A 21,173-nucleotide genomic window follows, 5' to 3' on the forward strand; every position below is an offset into this window, starting at 1 on the left:
GAGCCACCCGGCTCCGGGGGCCTCGGCATACGCGTGCGCGGCTCCGCGGACCCTGGATGACGGAGGAGGTGCCGTACACGCCCGCCACCCTTGCGCTGCGCCGCGCCGTCGCGGCGGGCCGGCGGTATGCGGGCCGCTGGGCGGTGTCGCCGCGTGCTGTCGATGCCTTGACCGGGCTCAGCTGCTCGGCGCTGATGCTCCTCAGGGCTCGTACCGCGTACGGGCGCTGCTCCCGGCGGGCTCCAGGGGCCTGTCTCTCCGGGGCTCGCGGGGCTCCGGCGGTTCCGGAAGACGGGCCCTGGTGCGCATGGGCCGGGCCTCGGCGGTTGTGTCGGTGGGCCTCCGTAGACTGGCAGCGTGAGTGAGCAGCAGCCCGATCCTTTTGACGATGCCGACGAGCGTGACGAGGCGGACGAGTTCGACGCGATCGTCGACGCCGAGACCGACCGCGACCCCGACCTGGCGGTGATCGAGGCCGGGAGCCGCACGCTGCGCACGCAGGCCGGATCGCGCCGGGGTGAGCAGGTGCCCTCGCGGCCCGCCGACCCGGAGGTGGACAAGGCGCTGCGCGAGGTCGAGCAGGAGCTCGCCTCCCGCTGGGGCGAGACGAAGCTGGAGCCGTCGGTCAGCCGGATCTCCGCGCTGATGGACGTCCTGGGCGAGCCGCAGCGTGCGTATCCCTCGATCCACATCACGGGCACCAACGGCAAGACGTCCACGGCCCGCATGATCGAGGCGCTGCTCGGCGGCTTCGAGCTGCGCACAGGGCGGTACACATCGCCGCACGTGCAGTCGATCATCGAGCGGATCAGCCTGGACGGCGCCCCGATCGAGGCCGAGCGTTTCATCGCGACCTACCACGACATCAAGCCGTACGTGGAGATGGTGGACTCGGCCCAGGAGTTCCGGCTCTCCTTCTTCGAGGTGCTCACGGGCATGGCGTATGCCGCGTTCGCCGACGCTCCCGTGGACGTGGCCGTCGTCGAGGTCGGCATGGGCGGCAGCTGGGACGCGACGAACGTCATCGACGGATCGGTCGCCGTGGTCACCCCGATCGATCTGGACCACACCGACCGGCTCGGCTCCACCACGGCCGAGATCGCCGGTGAGAAGGCCGGTGTCATCAAGCAGGGCGCGACGGTGATCCTGGCGCAGCAGCCGGTGGACGCCGCGCAGGTGATGCTGAAGAAGGCCGTCGAGGTCGATGCGACGGTGGCTCGTGAGGGCATGGAGTTCGGTGTCGTCTCCCGTGAGGTCGCGGTCGGCGGCCAGCTGCTGACCCTGCGCGGGCTCGGCGGGGAGTACGAGGAGATCTTCCTCCCGCTGTACGGCGCCCACCAGGCGCACAACGCGGCGGTGGCGCTGGCCGCGGTCGAGGCGTTCTTCGGTATCGGCGCGCAGCATGCGCGCACGCTCGACGTGGAGACGGTGCGTTCCGCGTTCGCGTCCGTCGTCTCGCCGGGCCGGCTGGAAGTCGTGCGCCGCAGCCCGACGGTCGTCCTGGACGCCGCGCACAATCCGGCGGGGGCGCGGGCGGCCGCCGACGGCATCACGGAGGCCTTCGGGTTCTCCCGGCTCATCGGTGTCGTCGGTACGAGCGACGACAAGGACGTGAAGGCGCTCCTGGAGGCGTTCGAACCCATCTTCACGGAGATCGTCGTCACGCAGAACTCCAGCCATCGCGCGATGGACGCCGATGAGCTGGCCGCGGTCGCCGTGGAGGTCTTCGGCGACGAGCGGGTGGTCGTCGAGCCGCGGCGCGACGACGCGCTGGAGGCGGCGGTCACGCTCGCCGAGGAGGAGGCGGAGTACGCGGGCGCGGGCGTCCTGGTGACCGGCTCCGTGATCACGGTCGGCGAGGCCCGGCTGCTGCTGGGGAGGGGCTGAATCCCATGCGTACGCTCTGTGCGTCCACTCTGATCGGCGAGTTCTTCGTGATCGGCTTCGCCGGTCTGGTGGCCATGAAGGACCCGGATCTGTCCGTTGCCACGGTCTGGGCGGTCAGCGGTGTCGCGATGGTGCTGTCACTGCTGCTGTGCGGGATGATCACCCGCCCCGGCGGGGTGCAGCTCGGCTGGGCCCTGCAGATCGGCCTGATCGCGAGCGGTTTCGTGGTCCCCACGATGTTCTTCCTCGGTGCGGTCTTCGCGGGTCTGTGGTGGGCCTCGGTCCACTACGGTCGCAAGGCCGACGAAGCGAAGGCGAGATGGGCTGCGCAGCAGGCACAGCCCCAGTAGCCGGGCCTGTCCGACGCCGTGGGGCGGCATCCGGCCGGCCCCGGTCCGGGTGCCGCCGTTCGGGCACACCCCTGTAGCCTCACCTCACCGCACACGTTGCCTGCAAGGAGCCGTACATCATGACCCAGCGCACCCTCGTCCTCCTCAAGCCGGACACGATCAGGCGTGGTCTGATCGGCGAGATCATCGGCCGTATCGAGGCGAAGGCCGGCTGGCAGATCACCGCGCTGGAGCTGCGCCGGCTCGACCGCGAGACTCTGGAGCAGCACTACGCCGAGCACGTCGGCCGGCCGTTCTACGAGCCGCTCGTCGAGTTCATGCTGTCGGGTCCCGTCGTCGCTCTCGTCGTCGAGGGTGAGCGTGTCATCGAGGGCGTGCGCCAGCTCGCCGGCCCGACCGACCCGATCGCCGCCGCCCCCGGCTCCATCCGTGGCGACTACGGCACGATCGTCCGGGAGAACCTCATTCACGCCTCGGACTCCGAGGAGTCCGCCGAGCGCGAGCTCAAGCTGTTCTTCCCGGCAGTCTGAAGACTTCCCTTCGCGGATTCTTCCTGATTGTCTGTCAGCCATACAGCGCCCATAGCCTGGGGCGACCGAAGGAAATTCGGTCGCCCTTCGGCATACGAACCGCGATAGCGGGAACGCATCGCTCCGACTGGTCGTCACCCTTATTGAGGCGGGCCAGCGCGCGGTGTCGGTGCAGGCGGCACTACGATGGAAGCTCCACGCCACAGCACCCGTACATCACCCTCCTCGCCTACCTGAAAAGCCATCACAGCTCGATTTGGGAAGGCCCGACGCATCCTCATGGGACACAAGGGGAACTCAATGTCGTTCATCGGCCGTGACATGGCTGTCGACCTCGGGACCGCCAACACGCTGGTGTACGTCAGGGGGCGTGGGATCGTCCTCAACGAGCCGTCGGTCGTCGCCATCAACACGAACACCGGCGGCATCCTCGCGGTGGGCTCCGAAGCCAAGAAGATGATCGGCCGCACGCCCGGCAACATCGTGGCGGTCCGTCCGCTGAAGGACGGTGTGATCGCCGACTTCGAGATCACCGAGCGGATGCTCCGCTACTTCATCCTCAAGATCCACAAGCGCCGCTGGGCGGCCCGCCCGCGCATCGTCGTCTGTGTGCCGTCGGGTATCACCGGCGTTGAGCGGCGTGCGGTCATCGAGGCCTCGACCCAGGCCGGCGCCCGCCAGGTGCACATCATCGAGGAGCCCATGGCGGCGGCCATCGGGGCGGGTCTGCCGGTCCACGAGGCCACCGGCAACATGGTGGTGGACATCGGCGGCGGCACCACCGAGGTCGCCGTCATCTCCCTCGGCGGAATCGTCACGGCACAGTCCATCCGGGTCGCCGGCGACGAGCTGGACAACGCGATCATCCAGCACATCAAGAAGGAGTACAGCCTCCTCCTCGGTGAGCGGACCGCCGAGAGCATCAAGATCACCATCGGCTCGGCGTACGACCTCGACAAGGAGGAGCACACCGAGATCCGCGGCCGTGACCTGGTCTCCGGCCTCCCGAAGACCGTGGTCATCTCCGCCGCCGAGGTCCGCAAGGCCATCGAGGAGCCGGTCAACGCGATCGTCGACGCGGTGAAGACCACGCTCGACAAGTGCCCGCCGGAGCTCTCCGGCGATGTCATGGACCGCGGCATCGTCCTCACCGGGGGCGGCGCGCTGCTGCGCGGCCTCGATGAGCGACTGCGCCACGAGACCGGTATGCCCATCCACATCGCCGAGGACCCGCTGGACTCGGTTGCGCTCGGCTCGGGCAAGTGCGTCGAGGAATTCGAGGCGCTCCAGCAGGTGCTGGACGCCCAGCCGCGCCGCTAGCGGAGGGCCACTCTCCGCCGTACGGGCGTCAACCGACCCGTACGGCGGATCGTTGACACAACGGCATAAAGCACCACCAATCGAGCAACACCGCAGAGCACAACGGCATACACATTCCGACGAGGAAGGCACGGCCGCCGCACGTGAGGGACACGAAAGAGAGCCGGCTGCTCCTGGTCCTGCTGATCGCCATCGCGTTCGCACTGATCACGGTGGACATCCGCGGCGGCGAGGAGTCACCGGTCGACGGCGCCCGGCAGGCCGCCGCCGCTGTTTTCGGACCGGTCGAGAACGGCGTCGCGGCCGCCGTCGATCCGATCGGCAACGCCATAGGAGCGGTCCGGGACTCGGGGGAGCGCCACGACCGGATCGCCGTGCTGGAGCGGGAGAACGCGGCCCTCAAGGCGCGGCTCGGCAGCGACGACCGCAACCGCAGCCGGGTCCGTCAGCTCGACAGCATGCTGAAGAAGGCGGCCAACGGGCAGTACGGCATCAAGGCCGCCGAGGTCATCGCGATAGGAGCAGCCCAGGGCTTCTCCTGGACGGTGACGATCGACGCCGGTTCCAGGGACGGCATCCTCCGCGACATGACCGTGCTCAACGGTGACGGGCTGGTCGGCCGGGTCACCACCGTCGGCCCGGACACCGCGACCGTTCTCCTCGCCAACGACCCGGACTTCACGGTCGGTACGCGCATGGAGCGCACCGACGAGCTGGGCTTCGCCACCGGACAGGGCGACCGGCCGCTGTCGGTACAGCTCCTCAACGGCAAGGCCAAGGTCAGGAAGGGCGACCGGCTGGTCACCTTCGGCTCGCAGGCCGACAAGCCGTTCGTGCCCGGTGTCCCGGTCGGGGAGGTCGTCCGCGTCGACCCCTCCGGCGGTGACCTCACGCGGACCATCTACGTCCGCCCGTACGCCGGATTCACCAAGCTGGACATCGTCGGAGTCGTCGTGCAGGCGCCCCGGACGGACCCGCGTGACGCGGTCCTGCCCGCGAAGCCGAAGCCGGTCCCGACGCCCACGGTGACCGTGACCGTCACCCCGTCGGCGAACGGCGAGGGCCAGGCACCGAGCGGGGACCAGGCACTGACCCAGGGCCAGAGCCAGGACCAGCGCCGGAGCGACCCCCTGGTCGACAGCACCAACGCCGTCACCGGCCGCGACGACGAGTAGCAGGAGGAGCTGAACACCATGCGCTTCAACCGGATGCTGCTCTCCACCACGCTCGTCGTGGTCGCACTCGTCGTCCAGGTAACCGTCCTCTCCCGCCTCCAGCTCCCCGGGGCCGTCCCCGATCTGCTGCTGCTCGTCGTCCTCGCTCTCGCCCTCGTGTACGGGCACACCAGCGGCGCCCTCATCGGCTTCGGCGCGGGGCTGCTCGCCGACCTCGCCCCGCCCGCCGACCACGCCGCGGGCCGCTATGCCCTGGTGCTGTGCCTCATCGGCTACCTCGCCGGACTCGCCCGGCCCGAGAACGGCCGACTCACCTCGGCCACCGGTCCGATGGCCGTCGTCGTCGCCGCCGCGATCGGCTCGACGCTGCTGTACGCGGGCGTCGGCGCGCTGGTCGGTGACACCGCCGCCCGCCATGTCGGCCTGGGCTCGCTGCTGTTCACCGCCGCCGTGTACGACCTGCTGCTCGCGCCGTTCACCGTGCCGCTGATCATGGCGTTGGCGAGACGCGCCGAGAACGATCCGCTCGCCGACAACCAGTCCGGCGGCGGCGATGTCTCCAGCGGCTGGGCCTCGTCCGGCACCGGCCTGCGCATCGGCCGCCAGCGCAGCGGACTGCGGATCAAGGCGGCCAGGACCCGGGCGACCCGCGCCGGCCGCATCAGGGGAGTCAAGCGACTGTGACCGAGGGGGTATCGGCAGCGTGAGCAACATTCCCGAGACCGGGCGGACCCCCCGCGTCCAGATCCGGCTCATCGTCATCCAGGTCCTGGTCTTCTCCCTCCTGGCGACGCTCGGCGGGCGCCTTTGGTACCTGCAGATCCGCAACGGCGACGAGTACACGAACGAGGCGAAGAACAACCACGTCCAGCAGGTCGTCCAGCCCGCCGTCCGCGGCGCCATCCTGGACGCCCGGGGCGTCCCGCTCGCCGACAACGAGACCCGCCTCGTCGTCTCCGCGTCCCGTACCGAGCTGATGAAGATGAAGGACGACGGCGAAGGCGTCCTCACCCGGCTCGCGGCCGTCCTCGGCATGAAGCCGAAGGAGGTCATGGACAAGGTCCGGCTCTGCGACTCCAAGACCCCGCAGCCCTGCTGGAACGGCTCCCCGTACCAGCCGATCCCGGTCACCGACGAGGCCACCACCCAGCAGGCCCTGCAGATCCGCGAGCGTGCCGAGGACTTCCCCGGCATCACCGCCGAGCCCACCGCCGTACGCCGCTACCCGGCGCCCGGCAAGTCGAACACCGCGCAGGTCCTCGGCTATCTCTCGCCCGTCACCGACGAGGAGATCGAGAAGGCCAAGGACACCGACTCGCCGTACCTCCGGTCCGACCAGGTCGGCCGCTCGGGACTTGAGCGCACGTACGACAGGGAACTGCGGGGCAAGGCCGGCGTCACCCGCTACGAGGTCGACAACCTCGGCCGCGTCATCGGGCAGGCCAAGGCGGACGAGGCCGAGCCCGGCGCGAACGTCGTCACCTCCATCGACGCCCGCGTCCAGGCGGTCGCCGAGTGGGAGCTCAACAACGCGATGAAGGAAGCCCGCAAGGTCTTCGACGACAACACCAACGAGAACTACAAGGCGGACTCGGGCGCCGTCGTCGTCATGGAGTCGAAGACCGGCCGCGTGGTGGCGATGGCATCGCTGCCCCACTACGACCCCAACGCCTGGGTCGGTGGCATCTCCGCCAAGGACTACGCCAGGCTCACCGGCAAGAAGTCCAACTTCCCCCTGCTGAACCGGGCCATTCAGGGGCAGGCCGCCCCCGGCTCGATCTTCAAGGTCGTCCCCACCACCGCCGCGGTCAACGCCGGGTACGACTTCAAGGGCCGTTACCCGTGCCCGAGCTCGTACTCGATCGGCAACCAGGTCTTCAAGAACTTCGAGTCCCAGGGCCACGGCAGCATCACCCTCGGCCAGGCCCTCGAAGTCTCCTGCGACACCGTCTACTACGCCCTCTCCCACCAGCAGTGGTTGAAGGACGGCGGCATCAAGCCGAAGAAGAACCCGGCGGACTGGTTCTACAAGACCGCCCACCAGTTCGGCCTCGGCGCCGAAACCGGCATCGACCTGCCCAACGAGGTCACCGGCCGGATCCCGGACCGCCGCTGGAAGCAGAAGTTCTGGGAGGCGAACAAGGACTACTGGTGCAAGACCGGCAAGAAGGGGGGCAGCTACATCCAGCAGCTCTCCTACGAGAACTGCCTCGAAGGCAATCTCATGCGCGCCGGTGACTCGGTCAACTACTCGATCGGCCAGGGCGACACGCTCGTCACCCCGATCCAGATGGCCACCATCTACGGGGCGATCTCCAACGGCGGCACGCTCTACAACCCGACCGTCGGCAAGGCGGTGGTCAGCCCGGACGGCAAGAGTGTCCGCGAGATCAAGCCGAAGTCCCACGGCAAGCTGCCGATGACCGCCCAGACGCGCGAGTTGATGGACGAAGCCCTCGCGGGAGTCGCGACCCGCGGTACGGCCGCCTGGCGGTTCGGCGGCTGGCCGCAGGACAAGATCCCGATGCACGCCAAGACCGGAACGGCGGAGGTCCACGGCAAGCAGACGACCTCCTGGTTCGCCACGTACACCAAGGAGTACTCGATCGTCATGACGATCTCCCAGGGTGGTACGGGCTCCGGCGCGTCCGGCCCCGCCGTGCGCAACATCTACAACGCGCTCTACGGCCTGGACATGGAAGGCAACCAGGACCTCAAGAAGGCCCTGCTGCCCGAGCCGCAGAAGGCGCTGCCGAAGATCCAGCCCGACGGCTCGATCGACGCGCCGAGGATCACGCCGTACGTTCCGGTGAAGCCGGAGCCGGAGGGCGAGAAGGTGCTCGCGGGCCCGCCCGCGGCAACGGGACGGAGGGACTGAGACATGGCAGGAACCCATGGCTTCTCCGTCTCGCGGTACGCCCCCGAGCGCGGCGCGCTGTCGAAGCTCTTCGCCCGCGATTCGATGGTGCGCCGGCTGGACTGGCCGATGCTGGGCGCGGCGATCGCACTGTCGTTCATCGGCTCGCTTCTGGTGTGGTCCGCGACCCGCAACCGCACCGAGCTCAACCACGGCGATCCGTACTACTTCCTCTTCCGCCACGTCCTCAACACGGGCATCGGTTTCACCCTGATGGTCGGCACGATCTGGCTCGGGCACCGCACGCTGCGGGGCGCCGTACCGGTGCTGTACGGCATCTCCGTGGTGCTGGTGCTGCTGGTGCTCACACCGCTCGGCGCGACCATCAACGGCGCGCACGCGTGGATCGTGGTCGGCGGCGGATTCTCGCTGCAGCCCTCGGAGTTCGTGAAGATCACGATCATTCTGGGCATGGCGATGATGCTGGCAGGCCAGGTCGACGCGGGTGATCAGGTCCACCCCGACCATCGCACCGTCGCCAAGTCCCTCGGCCTGGCGGCCGTCCCCATGGCGATCGTCATGCTGATGCCGGACCTCGGCTCGGTCATGGTGATGGTGGTGATCGTGCTGGGTGTGCTGCTCGCCTCCGGTGCCTCCAACCGCTGGGTCCTCGGCCTGATCGGGGCGGGTGTCGGTGGCGCGGTGCTGGTCACCACCCTCGGACTGCTCGACGAGTACCAGATCAACCGCTTCGCCGCGTTCGCCAACCCGGAGCTCGACCCGGCCGGCGTCGGCTACAACACCAACCAGGCGCGGATCGCGATCGGCTCCGGCGGACTGCTCGGCACCGGTCTCTTCAAGGGATCCCAGACCACCGGCCAGTTCGTGCCGGAACAGCAGACCGACTTCGTCTTCACCGTCGCCGGTGAGGAGCTGGGCTTCGTAGGAGCGGGCCTCATCCTCTTCCTTCTCGGTCTGGTGCTGTGGCGGGCCTGCCGGATCGCCCGCGAGACGACCGAGCTGTACGGCACGATCGTCGCCGCCGGGATCATCGCCTGGTTCGCGTTCCAGTCCTTCGAGAACATCGGCATGACCCTCGGCATCATGCCGGTGGCCGGGCTTCCACTGCCGTTCGTGTCCTACGGCGGCTCGTCCATGTTCGCGGTGTGGGTGGCGGTCGGGCTGCTCCAGTCGATCAAGGTGCAGCGGCCGATGTCGGCCTAGGTGTGCTGTCCGATGCAACACGCCCCGGACCGACAACTGCTCGGTTCGAGCTGACGCGGAGGCGCCATGGCGACTAGATTTTGTTCATGGCGGACACGAAGCGAGAAGTCGAGCGCAAGTACGAAGCCAGTGCCGGGACCGAGCTACCGGACCTGACCGGTGTGGCCGGGGTGAAGGCCGTCGTCGACCAGGGCGTGACGGATCTCGACGCCGTCTACTACGACACCCCGGAGCTGCGCCTCGCCGCCGACGGGATCACGCTGCGACGGCGTGCGGGTGGCGGTGACGAGGGCTGGCACCTGAAGTTCCCCGTCTCCGCCGGCATCCGTGACGAGATCCGTGAACCCCTCGCCGACACGCTGCCCCGCACGCTTGCGGGCCTGGTCCGCTCGCGCACGCGCGACGCCGAGCTCGCTCCCGTCGTCCGGCTGCGCTCCTCCAGGGACGTCCGCCACCTGATCGACGACCAGGGTGAACTCCTCGCCGAGCTGTCCGTCGACTCCGTGCGTGCGGAACGCCGCACCGAGGGCGGCGGCGCGACGTCCTGGACCGAGATCGAGGTCGAACTGGCCGACGACGCCGACCCCGCGCTGCTGGACGCGGTCGGGAAGCGGCTCCGCAAGGCGGGCGTCCTGCCGTCGTCCGCCACGTCGAAGCTGGCGCGGGCGCTGGAGGAAACGGCGCCCGGCTCCGCCGAAGCCGAAGCCGAAGCCGAAGCCGAAGCCGAGGCCGCCGCAGCGCCGCGCGACGCCGACGCCCAGGCGCGGCCGGACAAGAAGGCCAAGGCCGCCAAGGCCGCCAAGGCCGTCAGGGACCGCGGGGCGCGGCTCGGCCCCAAGGACGCCGGGGAGTTCGTCCTCGCCTATCTGCGGGAGCAGCGGGACGCGATCGTGGCGCTCGACCCGGCCGTGCGGCGCGATCTGCCCGACGCGGTCCACCAGATGCGCGTCGCCACCCGCCGCATGCGCAGCGCCTTCAAGACGTACCGGAAGATCATCGACCGCGGTGTCACCGACCCGTTCGGCGACGAGCTCAAGTGGCTGGCCGGTGAGCTGGGGGCCGCGCGGGACCAGGAAGTGCTCGCCGAGCGGCTGCATGGGCGGATCGACGGGCTGCCGGGGACGCTGGTGCTCGGACCGGTCCGGGCGAGGCTGCGGATCTGGGGGACCGCGAACCGCGAGGAGGCGCGGCACCGTTCCGTCGCCGTACTCGACACCGAGCGCTACCTCGCCCTCCTGGACGCCCTCGACGCGCTGCTCGACGAGCCGCCGCTCCTGGACGCCGCCACCGCGAAGCCCGGCGTCGCCCTGCCCAAGGCCGTGATCAAGGACTATCTGCGCCTCGCGGGGCGCGTCGGGCACGCGCTCGGCCTCCCGGCCGGCCACGACCGCGATCTCGCCATGCACGACGCCCGCAAGGCCGCCAAGCGCGCCCGGTACGCCGCGGAGGCGGCGACCCCCGCCCTCGGCAAGCCCGCCCGGAAGTTCGCCAAGCGCATGAAGGCCGTCCAGACCGTCCTCGGCGATCACCAGGACAGCGTCGTTGCCCGCGACACCCTCCGGCACCTCGCGATCCAGGCCCACGCGGCCGGCGAATCGGCGTTCACCTGGGGACTTCTCTTCGGCCAGGAACAGGCGTCGGCCGCCGACCGGGAGCGCGAACTCCCCGGCGTATGGGACGAGGCGTCCCGGCCCGGGCTGCGCGCGGCGCTGGCGCACTGACCTTCCGCGGCGGGCAGGCGTGCCGGGGGCCACTGCCGATCGGGTTACGCTTGAGAGTCCCTCTGCCAGCCCACGAAGGTTCCAGATGTCTGCCGAGTCGGTCTTCCCACAGCTCGAAGCTCTGCTCCCGCATGTGCAGAAGCCCATCCAGTATGTGGGCGGTGAGCTGAACTCCACCGTCAAGCCGTGGGACGAGTGCGACGTCCGCTGGGCGCTCATGTACCCGGACGCGTACGAGGTCGGTCTGCCCAACCAGGGCGTCATGATCCTCTATGAGGTACTGAACGAGCGCGAGGGTGTGCTCGCCGAGCGCACGTACAGCGTCTGGCCGGACCTCGAAGCGCTGATGCGCGAGCACGGCGTGCCGCAGTTCACCGTGGACAGCCACCGCCCCGTGAAGGCGTTCGACGTCCTCGGCCTGAGCTTCTCCACCGAGCTCGGCTACACCAACATGCTGACGGCCCTCGATCTCGCGGGCATCCCGCTGGAGGCCAAGGACCGCACCGTCGACGACCCGATCGTGCTCGCGGGCGGCCACGCGGCCTTCAACCCCGAGCCGATCGCGGACTTCATCGACTGCGCGGTGATCGGCGACGGCGAGCAGGCCGTCCTGGAGATCACCGAGATCATCCGGGCCTGGAAGGCCGAGGACCGCCCCGGGGGCCGCGAGGAGCTGCTGTTCCGCCTCGCGAAGACCGGCGGGGTCTACGTCCCGGGCTTCTACGACGTCGAGTACCTGCCGGACGGCCGCATCGGCCGTGTCGTGCCGAACAAGTCGGGCGTGCCGTGGCGGGTGTCCAAGCACACCGTCATGGACCTCGACGAGTGGCCGTACCCGAAGCAGCCCCTCGTCCCGCTCGCCGAGACCGTCCACGAGCGGATGTCCGTCGAGATCTTCCGCGGCTGCACCCGCGGCTGCCGCTTCTGCCAGGCCGGCATGATCACGCGCCCCGTGCGGGAGCGAAGCATCACCGGCATCGGCGACATGGTCGAGAAGGGTCTCAAGGCGACCGGCTTCGAGGAGGTCGGCCTGCTGTCGCTGTCCTCCGCGGACCACAGCGAGATCGGCGACATCGCCAAGGGCCTCGCGGACCGGTACGAGGAGGACAAGATCGGTCTGTCCCTCCCGTCCACCCGTGTCGACGCGTTCAATGTCGACCTGGCCAACGAGCTGACCCGCAACGGCCGCCGGTCCGGTCTCACCTTCGCCCCCGAGGGCGGCTCCGAGCGCATGCGCAAGGTCATCAACAAGATGGTCTCGGAGGAGGACCTGATCCGGACCGTCTCCACGGCGTACGGCAACGGCTGGCGTCAGGTGAAGCTGTACTTCATGTGCGGTCTGCCGACGGAGACCGACGAGGACGTGCTGCAGATCGGCGACATGGCGGTCAAGGTCATCGCCGAGGGCCGTAAGGTCTCCGGGCAGAACGACATCCGCTGCACGGTGTCCATCGGCGGTTTCGTGCCCAAGCCGCACACCCCGTTCCAGTGGGCCCCGCAGCTCTCCGCCGAGGAGACCGACGCCCGCCTGGAGAAGCTCCGCGACAAGATCCGCGGCGACAAGAAGTACGGCCGCTCCATCGGCTTCCGCTACCACGACGGCAAGCCCGGCATCGTCGAGGGCCTGCTCTCGCGCGGCGACCGCCGCATCGGCGCCGTCATCCGCGCCGTCTACGACGACGGCGGCCGCTTCGACGGCTGGCGTGAGCACTTCTCGTACGACCGCTGGATGGAGTGCGCGGAGAAGGCGCTGCCCGAGTTCGGCGTCGATGTCGACTGGTACACGACGCGTGAGCGTACGTACGAGGAGGTCCTGCCCTGGGACCACCTGGACTCCGGTCTCGACAAGGACTGGCTCTGGGAGGACTGGCAGGACTCGCTCGACGAGACCGAGGTCGAGGACTGCCGCTGGACGCCGTGCTTCGACTGCGGTGTCTGCCCGCAGATGGATACGTCCATCCAAATCGGCCCGACGGGGAAGAAGCTGCTGCCTCTGACGGTCAAGAACGCCGCACCGGCGCCGAGCGGCCACGCACACTGATGTGAGCGAGGCACTCGGTCGGGTGAGGACTGAAGCCCCTTCCCTGGTGGGGAGGGGCTCGTTCGCGCCTGGTGGTGTGAGTCCTTGGTTCTGTTCGCGAGTTTCGGCTCCGGCACAGCTTGGGTGCCGCACGTACGGAGTGTGACGACCTCTGCCGAGCGGATGAGCTGGTCAACGGCGCATGGACCGACAGTCAGTCCTTGCGCTTCAGCACGGCCCGAGATACGCACCAGGGTTGTTATGCACGCGCCTCGATGCCGAGCTCGGCCAGTAGGCCGCGGATGCGCTGTTCGATCTCGTCGCGGATAGGGCGGACAGCGCCCACGCCTTGGCCGGCCGGGTCGTCGAGCTTCCAGTCGAGGTAGCGCTTGCCGGGGAAGTAGGGGCAGGCGTCGCCGCAGCCCATGGTGATGACGACGTCCGAGGCCTGCACGGCATCGGTGGTCAGGACCTTGGGGGTCTCGGCGGAGATGTCGATGCCCGCTTCGCGCATGACCTGGACCACGGCCGGGTTCACGGAGTCGGCGGGTGCGGAGCCCGCCGAGCGGACTTCGACCCGGTCGCCGCCGAGGTGGGCGAGGAAGGCAGCGGCCATCTGGGAGCGGCCCGCGTTGTGGACGCAGACGAACAGCACGGACGGGGTTTCTGCAGTGCTCACGGGATCTCCTTGGGCGAGGTGAGCGGATCAGCGGTCAGCGGTGGCGAGTTCGGGCCCACCAGGGGAGACAGTCACGGCGTCCGATGCCGGCAGCGTGCGGCCGAACAGGACGGCGACCAGGGCGATACCGGCGACAGCACCGACGAGTTGAGCGGCGATGAACGGCGGCACGGAGGCCGGGGCGATCCCGGCGAAGGTGTCGGAGAAGGCACGGGCGATGGTCACCGCCGGATTGGCAAAGCTGGTGGACGAGGTGAACCAGTACGCCGCACCGATGTAGGAGGCGACCACGACCGGGCCGATGCGCTGCTGACCGGTCCTCGCCAGTCCGAGGACGAGCAGGATCAGGCCCGCCGTGGCGACGACCTCGCCCAGCCACAGGTGGCCGGCGGACCGGTCGTGCGTGGAGAACCGGATCAGGGGTTCGGCGAACATCGCGTCCGCGAGGACCGCGCCGCCTGTACCGCCGGTGATCTGCGCAGGCACGTAGGCCGCGGCCGTGCGCAGGCTCAGCCCGTCCTCGGTACGACGTCCGGTCCACCAGGCGGCCAGCGTGACGACCGGGTTGAAGTGGGCGCCGGAAACCGGGCCGAACAGAGCGATGAGCACGCCGAGACCGAAGACGGTCGCGAGCGAGTTGGCGAGCAACTGCACGCCGACATCGCGCGTGAGCTCGGTGGCCTGGATTCCCGAGCCGACCACGATCGCCACCAGGGCGGCCGTACCCACCAGTTCTGCGGCGGCGCGACGCCCCAGGGAAGCGGTCACCGTCACCTGGCCGCTCCGTCCGGTACCGAGTCGGCCGGCGTCAGGAGCGACGACAACCGGGCGAGCGCGGCGGGCAGGACCCAGTAGTAGACCCAGGTGCCGCGCCGCTCGGAGCCCACGAGGCCGGCTTCCCGCAGCACCTTCAGATGGTGGGAGATCGTCGGCTGGGACACGTCGAACGGGCCGGTCAGGTCACAGACACACGCCTCGCCACCCTCGTACGAGGCGATCAAGGACAGCAGGCGCAGACGGACCGGGTCCGACAGGGCCTTGAACATACGGGCCAGATCGACGGCGGCCTCTTCCCCGAGCGGTTCACGCACCATCGGCGAGCAGCACACCGCCGGATCGTCCTGGCCGATGACCGGCAACTCTGATTTCGACATGCGTCTATGTTGACAGTCATCTATCCGAGTGGCAACCTCGGTCTTACCTGGCTGAATCGATGACTATCGAAGCAGTGTTGATCGAGAAGTGAGGGAGACCGCCATGTCCCGTGTTCAGCTCGCCCTGCGTGTCAGTGACCTCGAAGGCTCTGTGACCTTCTACTCCAGGCTCTTCGGCGTCGAGCCCGCCAAGCGCCGCCCGGGATACGCGAACTTCGCGGTGGTCGAGCCCCCGCTCAAGCTCGTCCTGATCGAAGGCGAGGCGGGCGAGGACACGCGCCTGGACCATCTCGGCGTGGAGGTGGAGACCACCGACCAGGTCACTGCGGCCACCGGCCGGCTCAAGGAGGCCGGACTGGCGACCCTCGAGGAGAACGACACCTCGTGCTGCTACGCCCTCCAGGACAAGGTCTGGGTCACGGGCCCCGGCAAGGAGCCCTGGGAGGTCTACGCCGTCAAGGCCGACGCCGACAACCTCGGCAAGAGCAGCCAGGACAGCTCGCAGGCCTGCTGCGCCGGCGGCCAGGACGAGACCCAGCTCCTGGCAGAGGCGAAGACCGCGGCCGGATGCAGCTGCGGGCAGTGAGCCGGCGCCGCTGCACGGCACGCGACAGCGCGCGACAGCACGCCGAGCAAGCTGGTACGGGGCGGTCGTCACGTAACGCTCCTGCGACGGCCCGGCCCGGAGGGAACCCTCGGGCCGCGCCGTCGCGTCTTCCCGATCATGGACTTGGACAAGCGACAGCAGCGGCCCCAGCAGCCTGAAGGCTGTCTGACGGTGGCCATCAGGATCCCGGTGCGGATCGTGGTGCTGCTCGTCGTCGTGCCCGTACGCATGGTGTGGGACGTACTCGTCGTCTGCGCGAAGGCGCTCGACCGCGTGCTGCTGCGCCCGCTCGGCCGCGCGCTGGACTGGTTGTACGAGACGGTGCTCGCCCCGGTCGGCCGGGCGATCGCCTGGGTCGCCACGGCGGTCGCCACGGGAGCGTGGTGGCTGTTCAAGGCCGTCTTCTACTGGCCCTGGGTGGCACTGTGGCGGTACGTGATCGTGCCGGTCGTCAGCTACGGCATCGCGGCTCCGCTGGCCTGGCTGTACCGCGCCGTCCTGACTCCGGTCGGTCAGGGCCTGGCCCGGACCCTGGCCTGGCTGTACGCCCGGCTGCTCGCTCCGCTGGGCCGCGGCATCGGATGGCTGGTGTGGGCGGTCTTCGTCTGGCCGTGGACCGCGCTGTACCGGTGGCTGCTGACCCCGTTGGGGCATGGCCTGGCATGGCTGTACGCGCATGTGCTCACCCCGGTCGCCCGTGGCCTGTGGACCGCCGTCGTATGGCTGACCGGCATCCTGGTCGTCGCGCCCGCCGTCTTCGTGTACCGCTGGATCCTCACCCCGGTCGGCCGCGCCTTCGCCGCCCTCGGGCGTGCCCTCGCGGTCGTCGGCCGCGAGATCGCCGGCGCGTTCGCGGTCGCCTGGCGCGTCGCCGGGTACGTCTCACGGGCCGTCGGGCGCGCCCTCAAGTGGCTGGGCTGGAACCTGCTGGGGCGCCCGGTGGCCTGGTTCTACCGGAACGTCTGCACACCTGTCGGACACTTCGTCCGCGATCAGCTCTGGGCGCCCGCCAGGCGCGCCGCGGTCGAGGCCGGACGGGCCGTGCGAGGTGCGCTCGCCTCCGCCCGCGAGACCGTGCGGCAGGCCCGCCGGGACGCCTGGCGGGCACTGGTCGGCGGCCCGCGTGAGCCCGAGGCCGTGGAACCGGCAGGGGCCCGGGCGCGTAACCTGGGAGGTACGCAACACGTACCGACTGTCCCTGGCGTGGCGCCCGGACCCGAGATCTCCCTGCACAAGCGGGGGTGAGCCGGGCGGGCCCCCAGGGGGCAGCGCAGGCCATGAGGGCGGCGCGCCACCGCGCCCGCCCCGCACCGAGGAGAAGAACCACTGGGCAAGCGACAGCCCGAAGGCCCGCCGCCCGCACCCGCGGTGCAGCGCATCCGACTGCGCTACACCAAGCGCGGCCGCCTCCGGTTCACCAGCCACCGCGACTTCCAGCGCGCTTTCGAGCGTGCGCTGCGGCGCGCCGAGGTGCCGATGGCGTACTCGGCGGGCTTCACCCCGCACCCGAAGGTGTCGTACGCGAACGCCGCGCCCACCGGCACCGGCTCCGAGGCCGAGTACCTGGAGATCGCGCTCACCGAGGCCCGGGACCCGGAGAGCCTGCGGGTGCTGCTCGACGAGTCGCTCCCGGCCGGGCTCGACATCACGGACGCGGTCGAGGCGCGTACGTCGGGTCTGGCGGACCGGCTGACCGCGTCCGTCTGGGAGCTGCGGCTCGACGGAGTCGCGGTCGAGGACGCGGAGAAGGCCGTCGAGGCCTTCCTCGCCGCCGAGACCGTGGAGGTCCAGCGCCGGACGAAGAACGGCATGCGGACCTTCGACGCGCGCGGTGCCGTGGCCGGTCTCCGGGCGGCTCGTCCACAGCCTGATAGGCCCGGGGAGGAGCCCTGTGCGATACTGCGGCTGGTTGTTCGGCACGTGACACCCGCCGTACGACCCGACGACGTCCTGTCCGGTCTCCAAGCTGTGGCCGACCTGGCGCCGCCGGTCCCCGCAGCGGTGACCAGGCTGGCGCAGGGGCTCTTCGACGAGGAGTCCGGCACGGTGACCGACCCGCTCGCGCCCGACCGCGAGGCAGTCACGGCCGCCCCACCCACGGCCGCCGGACTCGCCGCGACGGCGCCGGAAGGTGCCGGTTCCGCGTAGGGGCGGTCGTCGAAGCGCCGCCCTCGTACTCGGGAGCCACCTGGGTCGGGCAGCGCACAGACCAGGAGACTTTCGCCAGGCCGTGCGTATATCGCGTACGGAACCGGCGAGCCAGACATACAGCTCCCGTGAGGCGCCCGCGCCCCGGACGGAGGCCCCGCGGACATCACGCGGGACGCGCCACCGGACCGGATCGAGGCGCGGCGCCCGGGAGCGTGACGGGAGAACCGCCCGCATGCTCGAGCCGAAGGACCCCGGTACGGCCGGGGACAACCAAGAGAACAACACACCGAGCGACACGCTGCCGCCGCGCCGCCGTCGCCGTGCGGCGTCCCGCCCCGCGGGCCCGCCGGCCGCGGTGGAGACGGTCACGGACGTGACCGCGTCGGTCGCCGCCGGTATACCGGCCACGGAGGTGCCCGCCGCTGCCGCGGAGGTGGCCGCGGAGCCGACCGCCGTTGAGGAGCCCGCGCCGCGTACCCGCCGCCGCGCGACCCGTAAGGCGACCGCGCCCGCCGGGGCTCCGCAGGAGGCCCAGGAGGACGAGACCGCGGCGGGCGAGGGCCTGCCCGCGGACACCGTGGCGCAGATCGCGGCCGGCGAGGCCGAGGTCGAGGCCGCCGAGCGTGCCGCGACGCGCGGCCGCACCCGGCGCCGGGCCGCGGTGCCCGAGTTCACCGCCGAGCCGGAGCAGGCCGAGAAGCCCTCCCGGGCCCGTCGTGCCACCCGGCCCGCCGTGGCCGTGTTCCAGCCGCCGGTCTTCACCGAGCCGATGTTCCAGACCCCGGAGACCGCCGCTGCCGCGGCCGCCGCCGAGGCCGCCGAGGTGGAGGAGGAGGAAGAGGCCGTCGAGCCCGCCCCGGTCGCCGAGGCCCCCTCGCGCCGTCGCCGTCGCCGCCGTGGCGAGCCCGCCGAGGCCGTGGAGGCCGTGGAGGCCGTCGAGGCGGAGGAGCCGGAGGCCGAGGCCGTCGTCGAGGGCGAGGAGGCCGCTGAGGCCGCCGAGGGCGAGGAGGGCGAGGAGTACGAGGACCGTCCTTCGCGCCGTCGCCGCCGCGGTGGCCGCCGTCGCCGCCGTGGCGAGGCCGCCGAGGCCGAGGAGTCCGCGGAGGAGCGCGAGGCCGAGGCCGCCGAAGAGGCGGAGCGGGCCGAGGAGGAGTCCGAGGAGGACGGCTACGAGGAGGCCGAGGCCGGCACGCCGTCCGCGCCGGGCACCAGCAGCAGCCGTCGCCGCCGTCGTCGCCGCCGCCGTACCGGCGAGGCCGCCGAGACCGAGCCGGGCGCGGACGAGCCGGAGCGTACGGTCGTCAAGATCCGTGAGCCGCGTCCCGCGCGGGAGAAGGCCGCCGAGCCGTCCGACGAGGTGCAGTCCATCAAGGGCTCGACCCGTCTGGAGGCGAAGAAGCAGCGCCGCCGCGAGGGCCGCGAGCAGGGCCGCCGCCGCGTGCCGATCATCACCGAGGCGGAGTTCCTCGCGCGCCGCGAGGCCGTCGAGCGCGTGATGGTCGTCCGGCAGAACGGCGACCGCACCCAGATCGGCGTCCTCGAGGACAACGTGCTCGTCGAGCACTACGTCAACAAGGAGCAGTCGACCTCGTACGTCGGCAACGTCTACCTGGGCAAGGTGCAGAACGTACTGCCGTCCATGGAGGCCGCGTTCGTCGACATCGGCAAGGGCCGCAACGCCGTCCTGTACGCCGGTGAGGTCAACTTCGAGGCGCTGGGCATGGCCAACGGCCCGCGTCGTATCGAGAGCGCGCTGAAGTCCGGCCAGTCCGTCCTCGTCCAGGTGACGAAGGACCCGATCGGCCACAAGGGCGCCCGTCTGACCAGCCAGGTCTCGCTGCCCGGCCGCTACCTGGTGTACGTGCCCGAGGGCTCGATGACCGGTATCAGCCGCAAGCTGCCCGACACCGAGCGTGCCCGTCTGAAGACCATCCTCAAGAAGATCGTCCCCGAGGACGCGGGCGTCATCGTCCGTACCGCCGCGGAGGGCGCCAGCGAGGACGAGCTGAGCCGCGATGTCGAGCGGCTGCAGGCGCAGTGGGAGGAGATCCAGAAAAAGGCGAAGAGCGGCGGCAGCTCGAATGCGCCTTCCCTTCTGTACGGCGAGCCGGACATGACCGTCCGCGTCGTGCGCGACATCTTCAACGAGGACTTCTCGAAGGTCATCGTCAGCGGTGACGAGGCGTGGGAGACCATCCACGGCTACGTCTCGCACGTGGCGCCCGACCTGGCGGAGCGGCTGAACCGCTGGACCTCCGAGGGCGACGTCTTCGCGACGTACCGGATCGACGAGCAGCTGATGAAGGCGCTGGACCGCAAGGTCTGGCTGCCGTCCGGCGGCTCGCTGGTGATCGACAAGACCGAGGCGATGGTCGTGGTCGACGTCAACACCGGCAAGTTCACCGGCCAGGGCGGCAACCTCGAGGAGACCGTCACCAGGAACAACCTGGAGGCGGCCGAGGAGATCGTGCGCCAGCTGCGGCTGCGCGACCTGGGCGGCATCGTCGTCATCGACTTCATCGACATGGTGCTGGAGTCCAACCGGGACCTGGTGCTGCGGCGACTGCTCGAGTGCCTGGGCCGGGACCGTACGAAGCACCAGGTCGCCGAGGTCACCTCGCTCGGCCTGGTCCAGATGACCCGTAAGCGGGTCGGCCAGGGTCTGCTGGAGTCGTTCTCCGAGACCTGCGTCCACTGCAACGGCCGTGGCGTGATCGTGCACATGGAGCAGCCGGCCACCGTCGGTGGCGGGGGCGGCGGCAAGCGCGGCAAGAAGCGCGGCCGCGGTGGCGCCGAGCACGTCCACGAGCACGAGCACGAGGTGGCGGTCGAGGCCCCCGTCGAGGAGGCGGAGACCGAGGCCGAGGTCGCGGCGGAGGCCGCGGCGCCGACCGCGCTGCCCGAGCCGGCCTTTGCGCCGGACGAGGAGCTGTACAGCAGCGTCGCGGAGGCCGAGGCCGCTGTCGGCCGCCGTGGCCGCCGTCGGGCGACCCGCAAGGCGACCGCCCCGGCGGGTGCGCCGAAGCAGGCAGAGCCGGTGCAGGAGGTCGAGCCGGTGCAGGAGGCCGCCCCGGCCCCCGCCGCCGAGCCGGGCCGGCCGGCCGAGGCTCAGCCGGTCGCGGAGGAGGCGGCCCCCACGGGTCGTACCCGCCGCCGGGCCACCCGTAAGGCGACGGCCCCGGCCGGTTCGCCGAAGGGGACCGAGGCCCCCGTCGAGATCGTGGCCGAGGCGCCCGCGGTGCTCGAGACCGAGGCCCCTGTGGCCGAGGCCCCGGCCGCCGTGGAGGAGGCCGAGACCGAGGCCGTGGCCGCACCGCCGCGTGCGCGCCGTCGGGTGACCCGCAAGGTCACCGCTCCCGCGGGCTCGCCGTCCGGCGCCGAGGAGGCCGCGGTCGTCGTGGTCGCCGCTTCGCCCCAGGCGGAGCCCGAGGTGGAGTCGGCGGAGGCCGCGGTCGACGCCGAGGAGGCCGCTCCGGCCAAGAAGGCGGCCCGTAAGAC

At 70.6% G+C, this 21,173-nt stretch carries 17 protein-coding genes; 14 read left to right on the forward strand and 3 right to left on the reverse strand.

Going from position 1 to position 21,173, the window contains the following annotated elements:
- Positions 1-357 precede the first annotated feature (357 nt).
- The 10 genes from folC to ACWGI8_RS17080 all read left to right on the forward strand — a co-directional run bounded on the left by folC (position 358) and on the right by ACWGI8_RS17080 (position 13,105).
- The gene (gene folC / locus ACWGI8_RS17035) at positions 358-1,887 is read left to right on the forward strand and encodes a bifunctional tetrahydrofolate synthase/dihydrofolate synthase (protein ID WP_453661670.1); all 1,530 of its coding nucleotides are present in this window, start codon (positions 358-360) and stop codon (positions 1,885-1,887) included.
- 5 nt (positions 1,888-1,892) lie between these two features.
- A complete protein-coding gene (locus ACWGI8_RS17040) occupies positions 1,893-2,237 on the forward strand; it encodes a DUF4233 domain-containing protein (protein ID WP_453661671.1) in 345 nt (114 codons plus the stop codon).
- Between the two features lie 119 nt (positions 2,238-2,356).
- Positions 2,357-2,767 (forward strand): nucleoside-diphosphate kinase, encoded by a 411-nt coding sequence (gene ndk, locus ACWGI8_RS17045; protein ID WP_453661672.1) that lies wholly within the window; start codon positions 2,357-2,359, stop codon positions 2,765-2,767.
- A 300-nt stretch (positions 2,768-3,067) separates the two neighbouring features.
- Complete coding sequence (locus tag ACWGI8_RS17050) at positions 3,068-4,087, forward strand: rod shape-determining protein (protein WP_453661673.1); 1,020 nt, start codon at positions 3,068-3,070, stop codon at positions 4,085-4,087.
- A 143-nt stretch (positions 4,088-4,230) separates the two neighbouring features.
- A complete protein-coding gene (mreC, locus tag ACWGI8_RS17055; protein ID WP_453661675.1) occupies positions 4,231-5,262 on the forward strand; it encodes a rod shape-determining protein MreC in 1,032 nt (343 codons plus the stop codon).
- An 18-nt stretch (positions 5,263-5,280) separates the two neighbouring features.
- Entirely contained in the window at positions 5,281-5,946 is a 666-nt protein-coding gene (mreD, locus tag ACWGI8_RS17060) for a rod shape-determining protein MreD (RefSeq protein ID WP_453661677.1), read from the forward strand.
- Between the two features lie 19 nt (positions 5,947-5,965).
- The gene (gene mrdA, locus ACWGI8_RS17065; protein WP_453661679.1) at positions 5,966-8,140 is read left to right on the forward strand and encodes a penicillin-binding protein 2; all 2,175 of its coding nucleotides are present in this window, start codon (positions 5,966-5,968) and stop codon (positions 8,138-8,140) included.
- A gap of 3 nt (positions 8,141-8,143) precedes the next feature.
- A complete protein-coding gene (gene rodA, locus ACWGI8_RS17070; protein ID WP_453661681.1) occupies positions 8,144-9,343 on the forward strand; it encodes a rod shape-determining protein RodA in 1,200 nt (399 codons plus the stop codon).
- Positions 9,344-9,429: 86 nt separating this feature from the next.
- Entirely contained in the window at positions 9,430-11,064 is a 1,635-nt protein-coding gene (locus ACWGI8_RS17075) for a CYTH and CHAD domain-containing protein (protein WP_453661682.1), read from the forward strand.
- Positions 11,065-11,149: 85 nt separating this feature from the next.
- Positions 11,150-13,105 (forward strand): TIGR03960 family B12-binding radical SAM protein, encoded by a 1,956-nt coding sequence (locus ACWGI8_RS17080; RefSeq protein ID WP_453661684.1) that lies wholly within the window; start codon positions 11,150-11,152, stop codon positions 13,103-13,105.
- A gap of 238 nt (positions 13,106-13,343) precedes the next feature.
- Here the strand turns inward: ACWGI8_RS17080 and ACWGI8_RS17085 are convergent, their stop codons facing one another.
- Genes ACWGI8_RS17085 through ACWGI8_RS17095 form a run of 3 tightly spaced genes read right to left on the reverse strand, consistent with a single transcriptional unit; the run spans position 13,344 to position 14,917 of the window.
- On the reverse strand, positions 13,344-13,763 hold the full coding sequence (locus ACWGI8_RS17085; RefSeq protein WP_453661686.1) for an arsenate reductase ArsC: 420 nt from the start codon (positions 13,761-13,763) through the stop codon (positions 13,344-13,346).
- A gap of 27 nt (positions 13,764-13,790) precedes the next feature.
- Positions 13,791-14,537, reverse strand: a complete 747-nt coding sequence (locus ACWGI8_RS17090; protein WP_453661688.1) for an aquaporin — start codon at positions 14,535-14,537, stop codon at positions 13,791-13,793.
- Positions 14,534-14,917 (reverse strand): ArsR/SmtB family transcription factor, encoded by a 384-nt coding sequence (locus ACWGI8_RS17095; protein ID WP_453661690.1) that lies wholly within the window; start codon positions 14,915-14,917, stop codon positions 14,534-14,536. Before ACWGI8_RS17095 ends, ACWGI8_RS17090 begins: the two co-directional genes overlap by 4 nt.
- A 103-nt stretch (positions 14,918-15,020) precedes the next feature.
- Between ACWGI8_RS17095 and ACWGI8_RS17100 the strand changes: the two genes are divergently transcribed.
- The 4 genes from ACWGI8_RS17100 to ACWGI8_RS17115 all read left to right on the forward strand — a co-directional run.
- Positions 15,021-15,503 carry an ArsI/CadI family heavy metal resistance metalloenzyme gene (locus ACWGI8_RS17100; RefSeq protein ID WP_453661691.1) on the forward strand — a complete coding sequence of 161 codons (483 nt, stop codon included), beginning with the start codon at positions 15,021-15,023 and terminating at the stop codon, positions 15,501-15,503.
- A gap of 192 nt (positions 15,504-15,695) precedes the next feature.
- Positions 15,696-16,769 carry a hypothetical protein gene (locus ACWGI8_RS17105; RefSeq protein ID WP_453661693.1) on the forward strand — a complete coding sequence of 358 codons (1,074 nt, stop codon included), beginning with the start codon at positions 15,696-15,698 and terminating at the stop codon, positions 16,767-16,769.
- A gap of 123 nt (positions 16,770-16,892) precedes the next feature.
- Positions 16,893-17,672, forward strand: coding sequence for a TIGR03936 family radical SAM-associated protein (locus ACWGI8_RS17110; protein WP_453661695.1), 780 nt, complete (start codon positions 16,893-16,895; stop codon positions 17,670-17,672).
- On the forward strand, positions 17,656-21,173 hold a 3,518-nt coding region (locus ACWGI8_RS17115; RefSeq protein WP_453661697.1), incomplete at its 3' end, for an Rne/Rng family ribonuclease. The genes ACWGI8_RS17110 and ACWGI8_RS17115, both read left to right, overlap by 17 nt.

This window comes from Streptomyces sp. NPDC054841 (assembly GCF_053611045.1).